Below are 19,536 nucleotides of genomic sequence, written 5' to 3' on the forward strand. Positions count from 1 at the left end.
CCCCTGCTCGGGCATGGCCGCCTTGTTGCCGATCTCGCTCATGAACCGATCAGCCCCTGGGTCGGCGAGCTCGGGTCGGCCGAGTAGAACTTGCGCGGCATGCGCCCGGCGAGGAAGGCCTCGCGCCCGGCCTCGACCGCCTTCCGCATCGCGCTCGCCATCAGCACCGGCTTGCCGGCGGCGGCGATCGCGGTGTTCATCAGCACGCCGTCGCAGCCCAGCTCCATCGCGATCGCGGCGTCCGAGGCGGTGCCCACGCCGGCATCGACCAGCACCGGCACCTTGGCGTTGTCGATGATCAGGCGCAGGTTCCACGGGTTCAGGATGCCCATGCCGGAGCCGATCAGCGAGGCCAGCGGCATGATCGCGCAGCAGCCGATGTCTTCCAGCATCTTCGCCTGGATGGGGTCGTCGGCGCAGTAGACCATGACGTCGAAGCCGTCCTTGACCAGGGTCTCGGCGGCCTTCAGGGTCTCGGGCATGTTGGGGAACAGGGACTTCGGATCGCCGAGCACCTCGAGCTTGACCAGCGCGTGGCCGTCGAGCAGCTCGCGCGCCAGGCGCAGCGTGCGCACCGCATCGTCCGCGGTGTAGCAGCCGGCGGTGTTGGGCAGGATGGTGAATCGTTCCGGCGGCAGCACGTCGAGCAGGTTGGGCTCGCCCGGGTTCTGGCCGATGTTGGTGCGGCGGATGGCGACGGTGACGATCTCGGCGCCGCTGGCGTCGATGGCTTCGCGGGTCTCGGCGAAGTCCTTGTACTTTCCGGTGCCGACGAGCAGGCGCGAGTTGTAGGCCTTGCCGGCGATGACCAGGGGGTCGTTCATGTTCTGAGCCTGTGCTGTTCTGGGTGTGGAGGAAGGTGCCGAGGCACCGGACGCGGGTCGGCGCGGGATCAGCCGCCGCCGACCGCGACCACGATTTCGAGCTTGTCGCCGTCGGCGAGTTTCACCTCGGCGTGGCGGGCCTTGGGGACGATCTCGCCGTTGCGCTCGACCGCGAGGCGCTTGCCGACGAGGCCGCGCGCCTCGAGCAGCGCGAGCACGGTGAGATCGGGTGCCAGCGTCTCGGGCTGGCCATTGAGGATGACCTGGATCATGGCGTTCTGGGGTGTCCGGAAGCGAAAAATCTTATCACGCCGGCGGGTTTGACTTTTGGCCGGCCCGGCGCTAACTTCCAGCCACCTAGCGCCGATTTGATCAACAGCTTGCGGGCGCTCAACAAATACGGCTAAAGCGAGGGCACCCAGTCCGCGTTTGCAGCCGGCTGGGTTTTTTGTTTTGCACATGACGAAAATGATCGCTCCCCAATCGGTCGGCGTGGTCGCGCCGCAGCGGGCCGAGTTCACCGAACCGCTCGCGCTGCGCAGCGGCGGCACGCTGGACAACTACCACCTCGTCTTTGAAACCTACGGCACGCTCAACGCCGAGCGCAGCAACGCGGTGCTGGTGTGCCACGCGCTGTCGGGCTCGCACCACGTCGCCGGCACCTACGCCGACGCGCCGCACAACGTCGGCTGGTGGGACAACCTGGTCGGCCCGGGCAAGCCGCTGGATACGCGCAAGTTCTTCGTGATCGGGGTGAACAACCTGGGCGGCTGCTACGGCTCCTCCGGTCCCAGCCAGATCAACCCCGCCACCGGCAGGCTGTGGGGCGCGGACTTCCCCTTCGTCACCGTGGAGGACTGGGTGGAATCGCAGGCGCGCCTGGCCGACCGGCTCGGCATCGAGCGCTTCGCCGCGGTGGTCGGTGGCAGCCTCGGCGGCATGCAGGCGCTGTCGTGGGCGCTGCAGTACCCCGAGCGCGTCGGCCAGGTCGCGGTGATCGCCGCCGCGCCCAAGCTCACCGCGCAGAACATCGCCTTCAACGAGGTCGCCCGCCAGGCCATCCTGACCGATCCCGAGTTCCACGGCGGCCACTACTACGAACACGGCGTGGTGCCGGCGCGCGGGCTCAAGCTGGCGCGCATGGTCGGCCACATCACCTACCTCTCCGACGACTCGATGGCGGAGAAATTCGGCCGCAGCCTGCGCCACGGCCGCAACACCTACAGCTACGACGTCGAATTCGAGATCGAGTCCTACCTGCGCTACCAGGGCGACAAGTTCGCCGGCTACTTCGACGCCAACACCTACCTGCTGACCACCAAGGCGCTCGACTACTTCGACCCCGCCTTCGAATACGGCGGCAACCTGGCCGCGGCGCTGGCGCGCGCGACCGCGAACTTCCTGGTGGTGTCCTTCACCACCGACTGGCGCTTCTCGCCCGAGCGTTCGCGCGAGATCGTCTACGCGCTGCTGCACAACCGCCGCAACGTCAGCTACGCCGAGATCGACTGTCCGGCCGGCCACGACTCCTTCCTGCTCGACGAGCCGCGCTACCACAAGCTGCTGTCGGCCTGGTTCGACCGCATCGAGGTGTGAGATGACTGCCTACCGCTACGACTACGACGTGATCACCCAGTGGATCGAACCCGGCGAGAAGGTGCTCGACCTCGGCTGCGGCGACGGCGAACTGCTGCGCCACCTGATGGACGTGCGCCAGGTGCAGGGCTACGGCGTCGAGAACGATCCGGACAAGCTGCTCGGCAGCGTCAACAACGGCGTCAACGTGATCCAGATGGACCTGGAGAAGGGCCTCGTCGGCCTCGAGGACGGCTTCTTCGACCATGTGATCATGAGCCTGTCGCTGCAGGCCATGCACAACACCCAGGGCATCCTCGCCGAGATGCTGCGCGTGGGCCGCGAGGCGGTGGTGAGCTTCCCCAACTTCGGCTACTGGCGCCACCGCCAGAGCATCCTCAACGGCCGCATGCCGGTGTCCGAGAGCCTGCCGCACCAGTGGTTCAACACCCCCAACGTGCGCTTCTTCACCATCGCCGACTTCGACGCGCTGTGCGAGATGAACGGCATCGCGGTGCGCGAGCGCCTGGCCTTCGACGAGGGCAAGCTGGTGCTCGACGAGCCCAACTTCCTCGCCAGCGTGGCTGTTTACCGGCTCGGGCGCAACGGCTGAGGACGCGCGGCGCCCGCCAGCCCGGCCGGGCGCCGCCCACGACCCGCAGCGCGCCTCCTATACTGGATTGCGATCCGGCCCGGTGAGGGCCGGCGCCCACAGGAGCGCGCGGCGATGCAAGAAGGCAATCCGGCAATCCTCATCGCAACCGGCGCGCTGCCTTCGCTGATCCTGGTCGCCGCGGTGCTGACGCTGCCGGTGTGCCTCGCGCTGCTGGCGATCTACCGGCGCGCGGTGCTGCGCTCGATGGCGCACACCAGTCCGGCGGCGGGCGAGGAAACCGGGAGGCTAGGCGGGGGCGTCGCCGCACCCGACGACGCCGGGCCGGCAGTGCTCGCGCCCGCAGAGCCGCCGTCCCCGGCGCTGCAACTCGAGGTGCTGGCCGCGGACAGCCCCGCGCTCGCCGCCGCCCATCCCCTGCATGCCGCGATGCGGCGATCCCTGCAGGCGCTGAGCCTGATCCATGTGGTGGCCGGCCTGGTCTACGCGCTGGTGCTCACCAGCGCCTGGATGCGCTTCAGCTGGGACGAAGGCGGCTTCGTGCTGGTCCGCTTCCTGTGGCTGCTGTCGTGCTACGCCTGGCCAACGGCGCTCACCGTCGGCCTGGTGGTGGCGACCACCACCCGCCAGCGCCTGACCGTGGGCCTGGTCTACCTGCTGATGCTGTTCGCGTTCGCGGGCTGGGGCCTGGTGCGCAACCCGAGCCTGTCCGCGCTCGACATCGCGCGCTTCTGGGCGATCACCAACCTGCCCGCCACCGTGCTGCTGCTCGCCTTCCTGCACCGCCGCATCCGCGCGGTCGGGCCGCTGGTGCTCGCCTTCATGGTGGTCGCGCTCACCGGCTCGGTGATCGCCATCAACCTGGGCGGGCAAAGCGAGACGACGCTGCGCGCGGTGATCACGGTGGGTAATGCGCTTGGTCTCGACGGCTTGCAGACCTTCTGGGCCGTGATGCTCGCCGGTGCCGCCGTCTCCGGCGTGATCGGCTGGCAGCTGCTGAAGTGGCTGGGTCGTCGTCATGCCGCCCGCCGCAGCAGCGACCAGACGCTCACGCTGGAGGCGATGTGGCTGCTGTTCGCCGTGGTGCAGACGGTGAGCTTCGCCTTCGAGGGCCTGGCGTGGATGGCGAGCGGGGTGGCCGCGTTCGCGGCGTGGAAGCTGGTCACGGCCGCCGGCTTCCGGCTGGCCGGGCTCGGGCGGCGCCCTCCCGTCGTCGCACGCCATGAAGCGGCGGACGCGCAGGCACCGGCGCTGCTGCTGTTGCGCGTGTTCGCGCTCGGCGCACGCAGCGAGCGCCTGTTCGATGCGCTCGGCAAGCGCTGGCTGCGCATCGGCAACATCGACATGATCGCCGGGCCCGACCTCGCCACCACGGCGGTGGAACCGCACGAGTTCCTCGATTTCGTCGGCGGCCGGCTGTCACGCCAGTTCGTGCGCGACGAGGCCGACCTGGCGCGGCGCTTCGCCGCGCGTGCGCTCGGGCCCGACCCGGACGGGCGTCACCGGGTGAACGAATTCTTCTGCCACGACGACACCTGGCGGCCGACGATGCTGCGCCTGGCCCAGGCCGCCGACGTGGTGCTGATGGATCTGCGCGGCTTCTCGCCGCAGAACCAGGGCTGTCGCTACGAGCTGCAGCAGCTGCTGGATTTCGTGCCGCTGGCGCGCGTGCTCGTGCTGATCGACGCCGACGCGCCGCGTGATTTCATCGATGGAACGCTGCAGACGCTGTGGCGGGCGAGCCGGCCCGATTCGCCCAACCGTGCCGCCACGCCACCGCGACTGAAGCTGCTGGAGGACCGCGGCGAAACGACGGTGACGCGGCTGGTCGACACCCTCATCGGCGCGCTCGACGGACCGCGGACGCAGCACGCGCCGGCCCGCGCGCCGCAGGCCTGATCAGCCGACGATGAAGGACGCGACGTCGACGCGCACGGCCGGACGATCGAGGGCGGCCGCGGTGACCACCGCGAACTTCTTCGCCCACTCGCCCCCCTGTTCGAAACGGCCCTCGCCACCGTACTTGGCGACGTTGAGGATCATGTCGAGCACCAGCACCTTACCCATCGGGTTGGACGGGGTGCATTCGAGATCTTCGAACTCGCGCGCGAGCCAGCTGCGCGCCTGATCCTTGGTGGTCGAGGCCACCTCGGCGTCGTGCAACGCAAACTCGTACTCGCGATCGCCACCGAAGACCACGGTCACTGTGTAGGACATGAAAAACGACCTCCTCGAATCGGGGATTTTGGCTTTGCCGGCATTGTTGGCGCAGAGCGGGCCGGACGCAAGCAAAGTATCGAATTGTGTAAACCTGGGGGGCCGGGATGATCTGCGATAATGCGCGGCCCTGCAACGTCCCGCCGCCCCCTTGTCTTCCTCCCCCTCCTTTGCCCTCGCCCGCGTCTGGCGCCTGTCCGCCATCCTGGTGCTCGGCTTCGCCTCCGGCCTGCCGCTGGCGCTGACCGGGCAGGCGATGCAGGCCTGGCTGACGGTCGATGGCGTGGACCTCGCCACCATCGGCTTCTTCGGCCTGGTCGGCGTGCCCTACACCTTCAAGTTCCTGTGGGCGCCGCTGATGGACCGCTTCGAGCCGCCCTGGCTCGGCCGCCGCCGCGGCTGGCTGGCGCTGACCCAGCTCGCGCTCGCCGCATTGCTGTGGTGGATGGCGACGCTGTCGCCGACCGCCACCCCCGGCCTGTTCGCCGCGGCCGCGGTGGCGATCGCCTTCCTGTCGGCCTCGCAGGACGTGGTCGTCGACGCCTACCGCACCGACCTGCTGCCCGAACAGGAGCGCGGCCTCGGCGCCTCGGTCCATGTCTTCGCCTACCGCCTGGCGATGATCCTGTCCGGCGGCATCGCGCTGATCTGGGCCGGGCAATGGGCGTCGTGGCCGCGGGTGTACGAGACCATGGCGCTGATCATGGCGGCCTGCGGGGTGGTGTCGCTGCTGGCGCTGCCGCGGGTGTCCGCGGCGCTGAAGCCGCTCGCCTCCGACCCGAAGCGCGAGCTGGTCGGCTTCGCCGCGATGCTCGCCGGCGTCGCCGCAGGCTACTGGATCGCGCGCCAGGCCCTGATCCTGATCGGCCTCGACCCGAACGACGCGAACCGCTGGATCCAGCTCGTCTTCATCCTCGCCGAGATCGCACTCGCGCTGCCGCTGGCGTGGTGGGCGGCGCAGCGCGCCGGCTTCGAGACGCTCAACCGCTCGCTGTCGAGCTACTTCGCGCAGCAGGGCGCAGCCGCCTTCCTGGCGCTGATCATCCTCTACAAGCTCGGCGACGCCTTCGCCGGCAGCCTGACCACGCCCTTCCTGATCAAGGGCATGGGCTTCTCGCAGGAAGAGGTCGGCATCGCCAACAAGGTCATCGGCATCTGGCTGACCATCCTCGGCGCCTTCATCGGCGGGCTGATCATGACCCGGCTGGCGCTGTACCGCTCGCTGCTGCTGTTCGGCGTGCTGCAGCTGGTGTCCAACTTCGGCTTCTACCTGCTCGCCCAGCTCGGCAAGGGCGCCTGGGGCGCGGTCATGGTGCCGGCCTTCGACTGGGGCTTCGTGGCGATCGACACGCCGGCGGCGCTCGACGGGCTGCTGCTGACGGTCATCGCCGGCGAGAACATCAGCGGCGGCATGGGCACCGTGGCCTTCGTCGCGCTGCTGATGGGGCTGTGCAACCAGCACTTCACCGCCACCCACTACGCCATGCTGTCGGCCTTCGCCGCGGTCGGGCGGATCTACGTCAGCCCGCTGTCGGGCGTGCTGTCGCAATCGATCGGCTGGCCGGCCTTCTTCATCTTCTCCATCGTCGTCGCCGTGCCCGGGGTGGTGATGGTGTGGTGGCTGCGCGACGCGCTGGCGCGCCTCGGCCGGCCGCAGACCGACGGCGCAGTGGACGACTGATGGCGCGCACCGGCACGAGCGCGGGCGGCGAATTCCTCGCCGGCTGCCGCGACGAGGCGCCGCTGCTGCTCGGCGTCGCCCCCTTCGGCATGATCTACGGCATCGCCGCGCTCGCCGCCGGCGTGCCCGCCTGGCTGGCGCAGCTGGCCTCGGCGGTGGTGTTCGCCGGCGCCGCGCAGCTGGTGATCGTGCAGATGCTGGCGGCGGGCGCGGGCTTCGTGCCGATCGCGCTCACCTCCGGGCTGCTCAACCTGCGCCACGTGCTGTACAGCGCGTCGATGGCCGAATACGTGCGCCACCTGCCGCGGCGCTGGCGCCTGCTGCTGGCCTATGTGCTGACCGACGAGGCCTATGCGGTGGCGGTGCTGCGCTACCAGCGCCGCGAGCCGGCGCCGCCCGCCGTCGACCGGGGCAGTGGGCGCGGCGGCAGCCGCGACACGCCCGCGCACGAGGACCTGCGCCACTGGTACTTCCTCGGCGCCGGCTTCACCTTGTGGGCGGGCTGGCAGCTGTCCACCGCCGCCGGCCTGCTGTTCGGCGCCACCATCCCGGCGGAGTGGGAGCTCGACTTCGCGGTGCCGCTGACCTTCATCGCCCTGCTCACCCTGCTGCTGCGCGAACGCGCCGGCCAGGCCGCGGCGCTGGTCGCCGGCCTCGGCGCGCTGGCCTTCGCCGCCCTGCCCTACAAGCTCGGCCTGGTAGCGGCGATCGTGCTCGGCCTGCTCGCCGGGGCGTGGACCGTGCGCCGCCTGGAGCGTGCGCGATGAGCACGACGAGCCTGGTCCTGCTGCTGGTGCTGGTCGGCGTGCTGACCTACCTCTACCGCTACGCGATGATCGGCCTCTTCGCCAGCCGCAGCCTGCCCGCCTGGCTGCATGCGCTGTGCCGCCACATCGCGCCGGCGAGCTTCGCGGCGCTGACCGCGAGCGCGTTGTTCGTCGCCGGCGGCGAGGTGCAGTTCGCCTTCGACACGCCGCGTCCCTGGGCTGCGCTGGTCGCGGTGCTGGTGGCCTGGCGCACGCGCAAGGTGCTCGCCACCATAGTCGCCGGCATGGCCGCGCTCCATCTCTTCAAGCTCCTGTTCTGACCGATGACCGCACAGACCCTGATCGACGCCGCCCGCGAACTCTCCGCCGCGGTGGATGCGCTGCCCTTCGCCGCGCCCGTCACCCACGTCTACAACCCGCTCGACTACGCCTGGGAAGTGCATCGCCGCTACCTGGAAACCTACGGCGCCGGACGCAAACGGGTGGTGTTCGTGGGCATGAACCCCGGCCCCTTCGGCATGGCGCAGATCGGCGTGCCCTTCGGCGAGATCGCCAGCGCGCGCGACTGGCTGGGCCTCGAAGGCCCGGTCGGGCAGCCGCGCGTCAGCAACCCGAAGCGTCCGGTGGAAGGCTTCGCCTGCGCGCGCTCCGAGGTCAGCGGCCAGCGCCTGTGGGGCCTGTTCCGCGCCCGCTTCGGCACGCCCGAGGCCTTCTTCGCCGGGCATTTCGTCGCCAATTACTGCCCGCTGGTGTTCTTCGAGGGCGGGCGCAACCTCACCCCCGACAAGCTGCCGATGGCCGAGCAGCGCCCGCTGCTGGCGGCCTGCGACGCGCACCTGCGCACGGTGATCGATGCGCTCGAACCGGAATGGGTGATCGGCGTCGGCAACTGGGCGGAAAAGCGCGCCACCGAGGCGCTCGCCGGCCTGCCCGGGCTGAAGTTCGGCCGCGTGCTGCATCCCAGCCCCGCCAGCCCCGCCGCCAACCGCGGCTGGGCCGAGGCGGCGACGAAGCAGCTGGCGGATCTGGGGATCTGGCGGGACTGAATCCCGCCCGCTCGCGCCGCGACGGGGCGTGCGTCCGGCGCGGCGCGGTGTTCGGGCTCAGTGCCCGAACACGTCCGAGTCCAGCATCTCCGGATCGGGGCGGTCGAGCGCGCTGATCGCCGCCAGTTCCTCGGGCGTGAGCTCGAAATCGAACACGTCGAGGTTCTCGGCCAGGCGCTGCGGATTCGAGGACTTCGGCACCGGGACGTAGCCGAGCTGGGTATGCCAGCGCAGGACGACCTGCGCCGGCGCGCGCCCGCAGCGCGTGGCCACATCGACGATCGCCGGGTCCTGCAGCATGGCGTTGGCGCGGCCGAGCGGACTCCAGGACTCGGTGACGATGCCGTGCGCCTCATGGGCCTCGACGTGGTCGGCGCGCGCATGCCAGGGGTCGAGGTGGATCTGGTTCACCTGCGGGCACAGGCCGGCATCGAACAGCTTCTGCAGGTGGGTGGGCTTGAAGTTGGAGGTGCCGATCGCGCGCACCAGGCCCGCCTCCTGCAGCTTCACCAGGCCCTCGAAGGCCTCGACGTAGCGGCCCTGGTCGGGGTTCGGCCAATGCACCAGGAAGAGATCGATGTAGTCCAGGCCGAGGCGCTCGAGGCTGGCCTCGCAGGCCTGGCGCGCACCCTCGACGCTGTGCCACTTGCGGTTGAACTTGGTGGTGACGAAGACCTCCTCGCGCCTCACGCCCGAGCGCCGGATGCCTTCGCCGACGCCGCGCTCGTTCTCGTAGTTCTCGGCGGTGTCGATCAGGCGGTAGCCGATGTCGAGCGCCAGCGCGACGGTTTCGGCGGCTTCGGCGTCGTTCATCGGCCAGGTGCCGAGCCCGAGCCGGGGCATCTCGATACCGTTGGAAAGCGTGACCAGGGGGGCGGGAGCGATCTTCATTGGAATCTCGATAAAACAGTGAAGGATCGACAGGATTCCACATTCACGCCGCTCCGTCACCCTGTGGCCGGCGCTCACTCGATCGACCGCCCCTCGCCCGCCTCCTCGTCCGTGCGCCCGTCGCGGATATGGTAGATGCGGCGGAAGGTGGGAATGATCTTCTCGTCGTGGGTGACGACGACGATCGCGGTGTCGTACTCGCGCGCCATGCGGTTGAGGATGCGGATGACGCCGAGTGCGCGCTCGCTGTCGAGCGGTGCGGTGGGCTCGTCGGCGAGGATCACCGGCGGGCGGCTCACCAGCGCACGCGCGATCGCCACCCGCTGCTGCTCGCCGCCGGAGAGCTGCGACGGCATCGCACGGGCGCGATGGGCGACGTCGAGGGCATCGAGCAGCTCCAGCGCGCGCCGCCGGGCCTCGGCGTTGGGGCGCCCGGCCAGCATCGGCAGCAGGGCGACGTTGTCGAGCACGTCGAGGAAGGGAATCAGGTAGGGCGCCTGGAACACGAAGCCGATGCGGTCGCGGCGCAGCGCGCGCAGGTCGCGGATCTTCCAGCCCTGGTCGTAGATCGTCTCCCCGCCCAGGGTCATGCGCCCGGCGCTGGGTTCGATGACCGCGCCCAGGCACTTCAGCAGCGTGCTCTTGCCCGAGCCCGAGGGCCCGATCAGGCCGACGACCTCGCCCGGCGCCACCGCCATGTCCACGTGCTTGAGCGCGTCGACCGCGGTGTCGCCGCTGCCGTAGCGCTTGCGCAGGCCCTCGATGCGGATGCCGCTCATCTCAGCCCCCGATCGCCTCGGCCGGATCCACTCGCAGCGCGGCGCGGATCGCGAGCACGCTGGCGAGCACGCAGATCGCCACCACCGCGACCAGCGCGCGCACGGTGTCGCCGGTCTCGAGCAGCACGTACTTGGGGAAGGCCGGCGCCCAGAAGGTGGCCGCGATCTTGCCGACGACGAATCCGATCAGGCCCAGCCCGACCGCCTGCTGCAGGATCATCGCCGCGATCGTGCGGTTGCGCGTGCCGATCAGCTTCAGCACCGCGATCTCGCGGATCTTGCCCAGGGTCAGCGTGTAGATGATGAAGGCGACGATCGCCGCGCTGACCACGGCGAGGATCACCAGGAACATCGCGATCTGGCGCGCCGAGGTGGCGATCAGCTTGGCGACCAGGATCTCCTCCATCTGCGCGCGGGTGTAGACGGTGAGCCGCAGCCAGCGCCGGATCGGCTCGGCCACGCGCTCGGGGTCGTAGCCGGGGGCGAGCTGCACCAGCACCGCGTTCACATAGGGATTGGTGCTCTGCGAGGCGATCACCGCATCGAGCAGGCCGGGCACGCCGGGGCGGTTGAGCGCCGGGTTCTGCGCGGTGCGCGCGCGCTGGCGCACGATGGCGTCGTTGTCCTTGAGGAACTGCGCCTCCTGCGCGTCCTTGAGCGGGATGAACACCATCGGGTCGCCGCCCGAGGACACCATGCGCCGGGTCAGCCCGACCACGGTGTAGTCGTTGCGGCGGATGCGGATGCGCTCGCCGATGGCGAAGCCGGTGGCGACGTCGGCCACCGCCTCGTAGTGGCCGCGGGTCAGATGGCGGCCGGCGAGCAGATGCACCGGCTGGCCGGGGTGGCCGGGCCCGTCGGGCGTCACCCCGACCACCATGGCGCGCACGTCGCGCGCGCCGGGGCCGGTCTGGCGCACCTGCATGGTCAGGTAGGTGACGTTGGCCGCGCGCGCCACGCCCTCGATGCCGGCGATGCTGCGCCACACGTCGTCATGGACGCTGGACGACTCCGCGTAGGGCCCGAGGGTGTCCTGCTGCACCACCCACAGCTCGGCGCCGCTGTTGTCGAGCAGCGCGCGGGCGTCGTCGACCATGCCGCGATAGACGCCGGCCATGGTCAGCGTGACCCCGATCAGCAGCCCGAGGCCGAGGCCGGTGAATACGAACTTGCCCCAGCCATGCAGGATGTCGCGCCCGGCCAGGCTGATCACGACGCCACCCCGGGGATGCGTTCGACCAGCTCGATGCGGCTGCTCGCCTTCAGCGGCTTCTGGCTGTAGACCACCACCCGCTCGCCGCCCTGCAGCCCTTCGAGCACCTGCACGCGCCCGGCGAGGTCGGACGCGCCGAGGCGCAGCGGCACGAAGCGCAGTTCGCGCGCGCCCTCGACCACCCACGCGCCGAGCCGGCCCTCGACCCGCTGCACCGCCGCGTTCGGCACCACCGGCCGCGCGGGCAGCGCCGGCAGGGCGACCGTGATCTCGGCGAGCTCGCCGAGCGGCGGCAGGCGCGCGGGCGGCTGGGCAAAGCCGACCTTGGCGACCACCTCCTCGGTGACCGCATCGGCCTGCGGCTCGACGCGCAGCACGGTGCCGGCGAGCGCCTCGCCGGCGCGCGAGCGCAGCGCGATCCGCGCCGGCAGCTCCGCACCCAGCCCGGTGGCGCGCTGCTGGTCGAAGCGGGCGTGGATCCACACGCTCGCCGGCTCGACGATGTCCACCACCGCCTGGCCGGCCACCACCGTGGTCCCGGGATCGGCGTCGCGGCGCACCACGAGGCCATCCACCGGCGCCACCAGGCGCAGGTTGGCGCGCTGCAGGCGCAGCGCGTCGCGCTCGGCGCGCAGGCGGACGAGGTCCTGGCGTGCGGCCTCGATGCCGGCGGTGGCGGCCTGCTGCGCGGCCGCTGCGGCGTCGGCCTCCTGGCGCCTGGCGGCGGCCGCCTCCGTGCTGACGCTGTTCGCCTGCAGCAGGCGGGCATAGCGGCTCGCCTGCGCATCGGCGAAGCTGCGCCGCGCGCCGACCTCGCGCGCCTGCGCCTGGGCGGCGAGCACATTGGCCTCGGCACGACGCAGCGCGGCGTCCTGCGCGGCGAGGCGCTCGTCGAGATCGACCGGGTCCATCTCGCCCACGACCTGGCCGGCACGCACCGTGTCGCCCGGCTGCACCGACACCGTCGCCACGCGGCCGGCGAAGGTCGGGCCGATGCGATGGCTGTAGCGCGCCTCGACCGTGCCGATGCCGAACAGCTCCGGCGCCAGCGCCAGGGATTCCACCGTCGCCACCGTCACCGGCACCGCGGCCAGCGGGCCGGTGCGCAGCGCGACGAAGACGAGCAGCGCGAGGAGCGGCAGCAGCACCGCGAGCAGGCCGAACAGGCGCCGCTTGGTCGCAAGCCAGGTCTTCATGGCTGCCTCCGGATGCCGCGCAGGTAGAGCTCGAGCACCGCCGGCGCCTCGCGCCGGATGCGTTCGGGGTCGCCGGCGAGCAGCGACTGCATCACCAGGCCCTGGATGGTGCCGATGAACAGGGTCGCCGCGGCGTCGAGGTCGATGTCGGTGGCGATCTCACCGCCCGCCTGGCCGGCTTCGAGCAGGGCGCGCACGCGTTCGCCGTAGCGCCGGATCAGGGTCTGCGCCATGCGCTTGGGCCCGCTCGCCTCGGCGCGCTGCAGTTCGCCGAACATCATGCGCGGCACGCCCGGATGCTCGACGACGAAGGCGACGTGGGCGAGGAACATGCTGCGCAGCGCCGCGAGCGGACCGGGCGCCTCGCCGACGGCGCGTTCGATGCGCTGCATCAGGCGCTCCGCCACCCACTCCATCACCGCGGTCCACAGCGCTTCCTTGGTCGGGAAATGGCGGAACAGCGCCCCCTGGGTCAGCCGCATGCGGCCGGCGATGGCGGCGGTGGTGATCTCGCTCGGGTTCTGCTCGGCGGCGAGGGCCAGCACCGTCTCAACGGTGACGTTGCGGCGTTCGTCGGCGGGGAGATGGCGGGCAGGCATGGGAGGCGATCCTGTGATCGTGAGAAGTGAGTGAGTATTTACTCACTTTTAGTCCACGGATTCAAGGCCGGCAAGGCGCGCGAGCGCGCGTGGGCGACCGAACGTGCCCGGGACCCGCATTCCGGATCCGGGCGAGGCGTCCCTCGCGCGTCGGTGCTCAGCGCGCCAGCGGCAGCTCCAGCACCGCGCGCAGGCCGCCCAGCGGCGAAGCCTCCAGGCGCGCATCGCCACCATAGAGGCGGGCGAGTTCGCGCACGATGGACAGGCCCAGGCCCGAGCCCGGAGTGCGTTCGTCGGCGCGCACGCCGCGGCCGAACACCGCCTCGCGCGCTTCGGCCGCGAGACCCGGGCCGTCGTCGTCGATGAGGATGTGCAAGCGCGCCGGGGTCCGCGCGCCGGGCTCCGCATCGTCATGCGGGTCCTTGCCCGCGTCGGCGTGGTGCGCGCGCTGCACCTGCGCTGCACCGGGGCCGAGCCGCTGCGCACGCACCTCGACCCGCCCCGCGGCCCACTTGCAGGCGTTGTCGACGAGGTTGCCGAGCATTTCCTGCAGGTCCTGCGCTTCGCCACGGAAGGCGAGCTCCTCGGGGCAGGCGGACAGGCGGATGTCCAGCCCGCGCCCGGCATGCACCTTCTCCATCAGCCGCAGCAGGCCTTCGAGCACCGGGCGCAGCGGAGTGCGCAGGCCCGGCACGTCCACCGCCGCCGCCGCACGCGAGCGCGCGAGATGGTAATCGACCTGGGTGCGGGCGAGCGCGACCTGGTCGCGCACCAGGCGGGCCAGCGCGGCCTCGGGGGCGTCGTCGCGGGCCTGCGCGGCGGCATTGGCGAGCACGGTCAGCGGCGTCTTCACCGCATGGGCGAGGTTGCCGGCGTGGGTGCGGGCGCGCGCCACCACCTCGGCGTTGCGCGCGAGCACGGCATTGAATTCCTCGACCAGGGGCTGGATCTCGGCCGGAAAGCGGCCGTCGATCGCGCCGCTGCGGCCCTCGCGCACCGCCGCCAGGCCGTCGCGCAGCCGCGCCAGCGGACGCAGGCCGACGCGCACCTGGACCAGCGCCGCCACCGCCAGGCCGGCGGCGAGCAGCGCCAGCGCGATCGCGAGCAGGCGCTGGAGGCGCGCCACCGGCTCGGCGACCAGCGCCGCATTGGCGGCGACGATCACCCGCAACGCCATGTCGGGCCGTTCGGCGGGGCGCAGCACCTGTTCGATCATGCGCAGCGGCGCGCCGTCCGGCCCTTCGGTATCGTGTGCATGGACCTGGCCGTCGGCGGGCAGGTCGCGCGGCACCGCGAGCACCACGTCCCACAGCGAACGCGAGCGCAGGGCACCCCGCCGCCCCGCCGCGTCGCCGGCCGGCCCGCTCGCGCCCTCCGCCCCCGCATCGGCGAGCACGTCGATCTGCCAGTACAGCCCGGAGTACGGCCGCGCGAAGCGCGGATCGCTGAGCACGGCACCCAGGCCCGGCCGGCCCTCGGCGTCGATGGCGAGATGGGCGGCGAGCTGGTTGAGGTGGGTGGCGAGCTCGGCCTGGAACTGGCGCTCGACGTGTTCGGCGAACATGCGCCCGAGCGCCCAGCCGGCGACCACGACGGTCAGCAGCACCCACACCAGGGTGCCGGCGAGCAGACGCAGGCGCAGCGACACCCGCCCGCCGCCCGGCTCCTGGTTCATTGCGGACATGCGAGCCGGTAGCCGAGGCCGCGCACGGTCTCGATCAGCCCGGGCGGCAGCTTCTTGCGCAGGCGGGCGACGAAGACCTCGATGGTGTTCGAGTCGCGGTCGTAGTCCTGGGCGTAGATGTGCTCGGTGAGCTCGGTGCGCGACACGACCTCGCCGGCGTGATGGATCAGGTAGGCGAGCACGCGGAATTCGTGGCTGGTCAGGCTCAGCGGCTGGCCATCGACGCTGACCCGCCCGCTGCGGGTGTCGAGCACCAGCGGCCCGCAGGCGATCTCGGCGCTCGCCTGCCCGGCCGCACGCCGGATCAGCGCACGCACGCGGGCGAGCAGCTCCTCCATGTGGAAGGGCTTGGTGAGGTAATCGTCGGCCCCGGCGTCGATGCCGGCGACCTTCTCGTGCCAGTCGCCGCGCGCGGTCAGGATCAGCACCGGCATCGTGCGCCCGAGCGCACGCCAGCGCTTGAGCACGGTGAGGCCGTCGACGATGGGCAGGCCGAGGTCGAGCACGACCGCATCGAAGGTCTCGACCTCGCCCATGTAGCCGGCGTCGCGGCCGTTGGCGGCGGTATCGACCGCATAGCCGGCCCCGCCCAGCGTGGCGGCGAGCTGCGCCGCCAGCGTGGGCTCGTCCTCGACCACCAGGATGCGCATCAGCCCGCCTCCGCGCCGCGCGCGGGCGCGCCCTTGTCGCGCTTGCCGCCGGCCGCACGCACATCGCGTCCGCGGATGCGCCGCAGGCTGCCATCGCGGGCGTCGAGCTCGAGTTCGAGCAGGTCGCCGCCCGGGCGGATGATCTTGATCTCGTACACCCAGACGCCGTCCTCGCGCTCGAGCTCGACCTCGAGGACCTCGCCCGGGTAGTCGCGCTCGACCTGCTCCAGGACCGCACGCAGCGGCATCACCTCGCCGGCCTCCAGGGCGCGGCGGGCACGCTCATGGTCGGCCGGCTCGTCGGCCGCTGCCATGCCGAAGGGAAGCAGCGCCGCCGCTCCGGCCAGCATGGCGAGCGTGAACCGCCTGCGCATCGGTTTGAAGGTCATCGTCCGCGACTCCGCTTACTGGGCCCGTCCTGGGCCCGTTCCCGGGCCCACGCCGGATCCGGCCCCGGGTCCCATTCCGCGACCGGGGCCCATGCCCTGGCCCGGCCCCATGCCACGACCCGGTCCCATGCCCTTGCCGGCTCCGGGTCCAGGCCCTTGTCCGGCGCCCGGACCCATGCCGCGCCCGGGCCCCATGCCCGCGCCGCGCGGCGGCGGCACCTCGGGCAGGGTCAGCCCGCGCTCCTGGGCGCGCGCGCGCATCTGCTCGTGATGCTCGGCACGGATCGCGGCACGCGCCTCGTCGCTCTCCGCCGCCCACATGCGGGCGCGGAAGACGGTGCGCTCCTGCTCGGTCATCAACTGACTGCCGAAGATCGGCTCCTGCGGCGGATCGGCCGCCATCGCACCCGTGCTGGCGAGCAGCAGGGCTGCCAGCAGCGCAGACGACCCCATGGTCTTCCTGAGCATGTTCGACTCCTCGATTCCAGGACTGCAAGACACGACCGCCGCGGCAGTCCTGCCGCCGGCGATCACCGTGAAGCGCGTACGGTCAATATAGTCCGTCCGCGCGCCTGAATGGGACATGAATACCACCCGCTATGATGCCCGCAACTCGGCGGTGAGGCGGCCGAGGTCGAGCGTGCGCGCACGCTGTGCGATCTCGGGTGCGTAGCGCCCCTGCAGGGTCTTCGCCTGCTCGAACAGGCCGGCGAACGACTGCCTGAGCGCCGTCGCATCCAGCGTGCGGCCACCGCCGTAGTACTGGCGCGCGACCTTGCCGATCGCCCAGGTGGTGGCGAAGGAGAAGGCCGAACCGGTGGCCTGGCTGCCGATCGCCCGCCCGGCGCCGCCGAGCACCTTGCCGAGCAGGCCGCCGATGAGCTTGCGGCCGAACTGCTCGACGTACTGCCCGGTCATGCCGACGCCGGTGGTGGCGAGGAAGTCCTTGATGTGGCCGCGATCGAGCTCGTAGCCGTGGGCCTTGCCGATGCGATACACCAGGCGCACCTGCAGCGGGATGATCGCCATCGAGGCCATCGACTGCGGCAGCAGCTCGAGCGCGCCGTTGAGGATGGCGGCGTTGAGGATCATGCGGTCGAGCTCGGCCTCGTCGGGGGTGGCGCGCGCGGCGGCCGGCGGCGAAGCCTCGGTGGCCGCGCCGTCGAAGCCGGGCAACTCGCTCAGCGCACCGCTGGCGGGCGCCTCGGCCACCGCCTCGGCCTCGTGGATGAAGGCGTCGGCGGCGCCCGCCTCGAGTCCGAGCAGCGCGGACAGGCGATGCAGGAAGGCGGTTTCCTCCGCGCTGTGGCGGCCATCGGCCTCGCACACGCCGACCGCGAGCTCGAAGGCGAACTGGCGCAGGCCGGGCTCGCCGAGCTCGGCGACCGCCGCCTCCAGGCTCAGCCGGCCGAGCAGCACGTCCTGGTAGAGCGGGATGAAGTCGATCTCGATGTCGCGGCCGAGCGACTCGGCCACCTTGCGCACATGCTCGCGCTCGCCGGCGTCCTGGCGACCGTCGGCGAAGGCGGCCATCAGGCAGATGGCGACGAGGGAACGGGCTTGTCGGGTGTTCATGCGGGGGAACTCCTGCTGGATGCGTGAAATGCGGAAAAGGGTGGACGGGGGGTGGACGAGGCCCACGGCCGATCGTTCGCCCTCGAAGCTATGCGCGTCCCCCTTAACCCGACATGAACACGGCCCTGTGCGAAGGTTCCGTCCCTGGCCGGGCGCAGGGGCGAGCACTGCGACAGTGCTGGCAGACGGCCGTCCGCCTCTCCATAATCACGCATCGCCCGCGCGCCGGGCCAGCCCCTGTCACACCGGAATCATGCCGAGCCCCATCGAACACCTCTTCACCAACAACAAGAACTGGTCCGAGCGCATGCACGCGGAGGACCCCGAGTTCTTCACCCGCCTGGTCAACCAGCAGTCGCCCGAGTACCTGTGGATCGGCTGCTCGGATAGCCGCGTGCCCGCCAACCAGGTCGTCGGCCTGGCGCCGGGCGAGGTCTTCGTGCATCGCAACATCGCCAACGTGGTCGTGCACACCGACCTCAATGCGCTGTCGGTGATCCACTACGCGGTCGAGATGCTGCGCGTGAAGCACATCCTGGTGGTCGGCCACTACGGCTGCGGCGGGGTCAAGGCGGCGATGAACGACAACCGCACCGGCCTCACCGACAACTGGCTGCGCCACATCCAGGACGTGCGCGACCGCCACCTCGACCGCCTGGAGCGCATCGAGAGCCCGGTGGCGCGCGCCGACCGCCTGTGCGAGCTCAATGCCATGCACCAGGTGGTGAACGTGTGCCAGACCTCGGTGCTGCGCGAGGCCTGGCAGCGCGGCCAGAGCGTGACCGTGCACGGCTGGTGCTACAGCCTGCAGGACGGCCTGGTGCGCGACCTCGGCGTCAGCGCCGGCAGCCGCGAGGAAGCGGTCGAGCGCTACCGCGACGCCGCCGAGCGCGACTGAGCGCCAGCGCAGCGTCATGGCCGCGCGCATCGGCATCGACCTCGGCGGCACCAAGATCGAACTCGTCGTGCTCGCCGACGATGGCGGCGTGCGCTGGCGCAAGCGGGTGCCGACGCCGCAGGGCGACTACGAGGCCACGCTGGGCACGATCGCCGCGCTGGTGCGGGCGGCCGAGGCGGTCATCGGCTGCACCGCCGCGATCGGCATCGGCACGCCGGGCTCGCCCTCGCCGCGCGACGGCCGCATCCGCAACGCCAACTCCACCTGCCTGAACGGCCGGCCGCTGCAGCGCGATCTCGAGGCCCTGCTCGGCCGCCCGCTCCGCCTCGCCAACGACGCCAACTGCCTGGCGATGTCGGAAGCCGCCGACGGCGCCGCGGCCGGCGCGCGCACGGTATTCGCCGCCATCCTCGGCACCGGGGTCGGCGGCGGCATCGTGGTCGATGGCCGGCTGCTGGTCGGCGCCAACGCGGTGGCCGGCGAATGGGGCCACAATCCGCTGCCGCTGCCCACCGCCGGCGAGCTGCCGCTGCCCGCCTGCTACTGCGGGCGTGCGGGCTGCATCGAGACCTATCTTTCCGGGCCCGCCATGACCGCCGACCACCTGCGCCATGGCGGCGAGGCCCTCGACGCGGCCACCATCGCCAGTCGCGCCGCGCGCGGCGACGCGGCGTGCGCGGCCACGCTGGCGCGCTACGAGGCCCGCCTCGCGCGTGCGCTGGCGGGCGTGATCAACCTGCTCGACCCCGAGGTGATCGTGCTCGGCGGCGGCCTGTCGCGCATCGGGCGCCTGTACGCGAACGTGCCGCGCCTGTGGCTGGCGCACGTGTTCTCGGACCAGGTGGTGACGCGGCTGGTGCCGGCGGCGCACGGCGACGCCTCGGGGGTGCGCGGCGCGGCCTGGCTGTGGCCCGCGCACACCGGCTGAGCCGGCCCCGC

General features: G+C 71.5%; 22 protein-coding genes. 9 read left to right on the top strand and 13 right to left on the bottom strand.

The window, feature by feature from the left end; all coding sequences use genetic code 11:
• Positions 1-38: 38 nt before the first annotated feature.
• Positions 39-824 (bottom strand): thiazole synthase, encoded by a 786-nt coding sequence (locus CKCBHOJB_RS17785; RefSeq protein WP_281049997.1) that lies wholly within the window; start codon positions 822-824, stop codon positions 39-41.
• A gap of 68 nt (positions 825-892) precedes the next feature.
• Positions 893-1,096 carry a sulfur carrier protein ThiS gene (gene thiS / locus CKCBHOJB_RS17790; RefSeq protein ID WP_281049998.1) on the bottom strand — a complete coding sequence of 68 codons (204 nt, stop codon included), beginning with the start codon at positions 1,094-1,096 and terminating at the stop codon, positions 893-895.
• Positions 1,097-1,292: 196 nt separating this feature from the next.
• On the opposite strand from thiS, the gene CKCBHOJB_RS17795 reads away from it, so the two are divergent.
• The 3 genes from CKCBHOJB_RS17795 (at position 1,293) to CKCBHOJB_RS17805 (ending at position 4,911) form a co-directional block, all read left to right on the top strand.
• Positions 1,293-2,420 (top strand): homoserine O-acetyltransferase, encoded by a 1,128-nt coding sequence (locus CKCBHOJB_RS17795; RefSeq protein ID WP_281049999.1) that lies wholly within the window; start codon positions 1,293-1,295, stop codon positions 2,418-2,420.
• A 1-nt stretch (position 2,421) separates the two neighbouring features.
• Positions 2,422-3,012, top strand: coding sequence for a methionine biosynthesis protein MetW (metW, locus tag CKCBHOJB_RS17800; protein WP_281050000.1), 591 nt, complete (start codon positions 2,422-2,424; stop codon positions 3,010-3,012).
• Between the two features lie 114 nt (positions 3,013-3,126).
• A complete protein-coding gene (locus CKCBHOJB_RS17805; RefSeq protein WP_281050001.1) occupies positions 3,127-4,911 on the top strand; it encodes a hypothetical protein in 1,785 nt (594 codons plus the stop codon).
• Here CKCBHOJB_RS17805 and CKCBHOJB_RS17810 read toward each other — a convergent pair whose 3' ends face one another.
• Complete coding sequence (locus CKCBHOJB_RS17810) at positions 4,912-5,229, bottom strand: hypothetical protein (protein WP_281050002.1); 318 nt, start codon at positions 5,227-5,229, stop codon at positions 4,912-4,914.
• Between the two features lie 151 nt (positions 5,230-5,380).
• Here CKCBHOJB_RS17810 and CKCBHOJB_RS17815 point away from each other — a divergent pair, with 151 nt between their 5' ends.
• From CKCBHOJB_RS17815 to CKCBHOJB_RS17830, 4 genes are read left to right on the top strand one after another with little or no spacing between them, the layout of a single operon-like run.
• Positions 5,381-6,910 carry an MFS transporter gene (locus tag CKCBHOJB_RS17815; protein WP_281050003.1) on the top strand — a complete coding sequence of 510 codons (1,530 nt, stop codon included), beginning with the start codon at positions 5,381-5,383 and terminating at the stop codon, positions 6,908-6,910.
• A complete protein-coding gene (locus tag CKCBHOJB_RS17820; RefSeq protein WP_281050004.1) occupies positions 6,910-7,677 on the top strand; it encodes an AzlC family ABC transporter permease in 768 nt (255 codons plus the stop codon). Before CKCBHOJB_RS17815 ends, CKCBHOJB_RS17820 begins: the two co-directional genes overlap by 1 nt.
• Complete coding sequence (locus CKCBHOJB_RS17825) at positions 7,674-7,997, top strand: AzlD domain-containing protein (RefSeq protein ID WP_281050005.1); 324 nt, start codon at positions 7,674-7,676, stop codon at positions 7,995-7,997. Before CKCBHOJB_RS17820 ends, CKCBHOJB_RS17825 begins: the two co-directional genes overlap by 4 nt.
• A 3-nt stretch (positions 7,998-8,000) precedes the next feature.
• The gene (locus CKCBHOJB_RS17830; RefSeq protein WP_281050006.1) at positions 8,001-8,723 is read left to right on the top strand and encodes a uracil-DNA glycosylase family protein; all 723 of its coding nucleotides are present in this window, start codon (positions 8,001-8,003) and stop codon (positions 8,721-8,723) included.
• Between the two features lie 57 nt (positions 8,724-8,780).
• Here the strand turns inward: CKCBHOJB_RS17830 and CKCBHOJB_RS17835 are convergent, their stop codons facing one another.
• From CKCBHOJB_RS17835 to CKCBHOJB_RS17880, 10 genes are all read right to left on the bottom strand, one after another.
• Positions 8,781-9,614 (bottom strand): aldo/keto reductase, encoded by an 834-nt coding sequence (locus CKCBHOJB_RS17835; RefSeq protein ID WP_281050007.1) that lies wholly within the window; start codon positions 9,612-9,614, stop codon positions 8,781-8,783.
• Between the two features lie 74 nt (positions 9,615-9,688).
• Complete coding sequence (locus tag CKCBHOJB_RS17840; protein ID WP_281050008.1) at positions 9,689-10,393, bottom strand: ABC transporter ATP-binding protein; 705 nt, start codon at positions 10,391-10,393, stop codon at positions 9,689-9,691.
• Between the two features lies 1 nt (position 10,394).
• On the bottom strand, positions 10,395-11,606 hold the full coding sequence (locus tag CKCBHOJB_RS17845; RefSeq protein WP_281050009.1) for an ABC transporter permease: 1,212 nt from the start codon (positions 11,604-11,606) through the stop codon (positions 10,395-10,397).
• A complete protein-coding gene (locus CKCBHOJB_RS17850; protein ID WP_281050010.1) occupies positions 11,603-12,802 on the bottom strand; it encodes an efflux RND transporter periplasmic adaptor subunit in 1,200 nt (399 codons plus the stop codon). Before CKCBHOJB_RS17850 ends, CKCBHOJB_RS17845 begins: the two co-directional genes overlap by 4 nt.
• Positions 12,799-13,401 carry a TetR/AcrR family transcriptional regulator gene (locus CKCBHOJB_RS17855; protein ID WP_281050011.1) on the bottom strand — a complete coding sequence of 201 codons (603 nt, stop codon included), beginning with the start codon at positions 13,399-13,401 and terminating at the stop codon, positions 12,799-12,801. The genes CKCBHOJB_RS17850 and CKCBHOJB_RS17855 overlap by 4 nt, the downstream gene beginning before the upstream one ends.
• 157 nt (positions 13,402-13,558) lie before the next feature.
• Positions 13,559-15,085, bottom strand: a complete 1,527-nt coding sequence (locus CKCBHOJB_RS17860) for an ATP-binding protein (RefSeq protein WP_281050012.1) — start codon at positions 15,083-15,085, stop codon at positions 13,559-13,561.
• Positions 15,073-15,735 (bottom strand): response regulator transcription factor, encoded by a 663-nt coding sequence (locus CKCBHOJB_RS17865; RefSeq protein ID WP_281050013.1) that lies wholly within the window; start codon positions 15,733-15,735, stop codon positions 15,073-15,075. Before CKCBHOJB_RS17865 ends, CKCBHOJB_RS17860 begins: the two co-directional genes overlap by 13 nt.
• Entirely contained in the window at positions 15,735-16,124 is a 390-nt protein-coding gene (locus CKCBHOJB_RS17870) for a PepSY domain-containing protein (RefSeq protein WP_281050014.1), read from the bottom strand. The genes CKCBHOJB_RS17865 and CKCBHOJB_RS17870 overlap by 1 nt, the downstream gene beginning before the upstream one ends.
• Before the next feature lie 15 nt (positions 16,125-16,139).
• A complete protein-coding gene (locus tag CKCBHOJB_RS17875; RefSeq protein WP_281050015.1) occupies positions 16,140-16,592 on the bottom strand; it encodes a hypothetical protein in 453 nt (150 codons plus the stop codon).
• Between the two features lie 129 nt (positions 16,593-16,721).
• On the bottom strand, positions 16,722-17,699 hold the full coding sequence (locus CKCBHOJB_RS17880) for a TerB family tellurite resistance protein (protein WP_281050016.1): 978 nt from the start codon (positions 17,697-17,699) through the stop codon (positions 16,722-16,724).
• A 253-nt stretch (positions 17,700-17,952) separates the two neighbouring features.
• Here CKCBHOJB_RS17880 and can point away from each other — a divergent pair, with 253 nt between their 5' ends.
• On the top strand, positions 17,953-18,597 hold the full coding sequence (gene can, locus CKCBHOJB_RS17885; protein ID WP_281050017.1) for a carbonate dehydratase: 645 nt from the start codon (positions 17,953-17,955) through the stop codon (positions 18,595-18,597).
• Between the two features lie 16 nt (positions 18,598-18,613).
• Positions 18,614-19,525 carry an ROK family protein gene (locus CKCBHOJB_RS17890; RefSeq protein WP_281050018.1) on the top strand — a complete coding sequence of 304 codons (912 nt, stop codon included), beginning with the start codon at positions 18,614-18,616 and terminating at the stop codon, positions 19,523-19,525.
• The last annotated feature ends 11 nt before the right edge of the window (positions 19,526-19,536 follow it).

This window comes from Thauera sp. GDN1, from assembly GCF_029223545.1.
In the GTDB taxonomy this organism is placed as follows: domain Bacteria; phylum Pseudomonadota; class Gammaproteobacteria; order Burkholderiales; family Rhodocyclaceae; genus Thauera.

Bases quoted from the DNA above. Each gene is read 5' to 3' on its own strand.
- CKCBHOJB_RS17875 (WP_281050015.1), bottom strand. From the start codon at position 16,592: ATGCTCAGGAAGACCATGGGGTCGTCTGCGCTGCTGGCAGCCCTGCTG.
- CKCBHOJB_RS17785 (WP_281049997.1), bottom strand. From the start codon at position 824: ATGAACGACCCCCTGGTCATCGCCGGCAAGGCCTACAACTCGCGCCTG.
- CKCBHOJB_RS17825 (WP_281050005.1), top strand. From the start codon at position 7,674: ATGAGCACGACGAGCCTGGTCCTGCTGCTGGTGCTGGTCGGCGTGCTG.
- can (WP_281050017.1), top strand. From the start codon at position 17,953: ATGCCGAGCCCCATCGAACACCTCTTCACCAACAACAAGAACTGGTCC.
- CKCBHOJB_RS17840 (WP_281050008.1), bottom strand. From the start codon at position 10,393: ATGAGCGGCATCCGCATCGAGGGCCTGCGCAAGCGCTACGGCAGCGGC.
- thiS (WP_281049998.1), bottom strand. From the start codon at position 1,096: ATGATCCAGGTCATCCTCAATGGCCAGCCCGAGACGCTGGCACCCGAT.
- CKCBHOJB_RS17880 (WP_281050016.1), bottom strand. From the start codon at position 17,699: ATGAACACCCGACAAGCCCGTTCCCTCGTCGCCATCTGCCTGATGGCC.
- CKCBHOJB_RS17810 (WP_281050002.1), bottom strand. From the start codon at position 5,229: ATGTCCTACACAGTGACCGTGGTCTTCGGTGGCGATCGCGAGTACGAG.
- metW (WP_281050000.1), top strand. From the start codon at position 2,422: ATGACTGCCTACCGCTACGACTACGACGTGATCACCCAGTGGATCGAA.
- CKCBHOJB_RS17820 (WP_281050004.1), top strand. From the start codon at position 6,910: ATGGCGCGCACCGGCACGAGCGCGGGCGGCGAATTCCTCGCCGGCTGC.
- CKCBHOJB_RS17860 (WP_281050012.1), bottom strand. From the start codon at position 15,085: ATGTCCGCAATGAACCAGGAGCCGGGCGGCGGGCGGGTGTCGCTGCGC.
- CKCBHOJB_RS17890 (WP_281050018.1), top strand. From the start codon at position 18,614: ATGGCCGCGCGCATCGGCATCGACCTCGGCGGCACCAAGATCGAACTC.
- CKCBHOJB_RS17835 (WP_281050007.1), bottom strand. From the start codon at position 9,614: ATGAAGATCGCTCCCGCCCCCCTGGTCACGCTTTCCAACGGTATCGAG.
- CKCBHOJB_RS17850 (WP_281050010.1), bottom strand. From the start codon at position 12,802: ATGAAGACCTGGCTTGCGACCAAGCGGCGCCTGTTCGGCCTGCTCGCG.
- CKCBHOJB_RS17830 (WP_281050006.1), top strand. From the start codon at position 8,001: ATGACCGCACAGACCCTGATCGACGCCGCCCGCGAACTCTCCGCCGCG.
- CKCBHOJB_RS17865 (WP_281050013.1), bottom strand. From the start codon at position 15,735: ATGCGCATCCTGGTGGTCGAGGACGAGCCCACGCTGGCGGCGCAGCTC.
- CKCBHOJB_RS17795 (WP_281049999.1), top strand. From the start codon at position 1,293: ATGATCGCTCCCCAATCGGTCGGCGTGGTCGCGCCGCAGCGGGCCGAG.
- CKCBHOJB_RS17870 (WP_281050014.1), bottom strand. From the start codon at position 16,124: ATGACCTTCAAACCGATGCGCAGGCGGTTCACGCTCGCCATGCTGGCC.
- CKCBHOJB_RS17805 (WP_281050001.1), top strand. From the start codon at position 3,127: ATGCAAGAAGGCAATCCGGCAATCCTCATCGCAACCGGCGCGCTGCCT.
- CKCBHOJB_RS17855 (WP_281050011.1), bottom strand. From the start codon at position 13,401: ATGCCTGCCCGCCATCTCCCCGCCGACGAACGCCGCAACGTCACCGTT.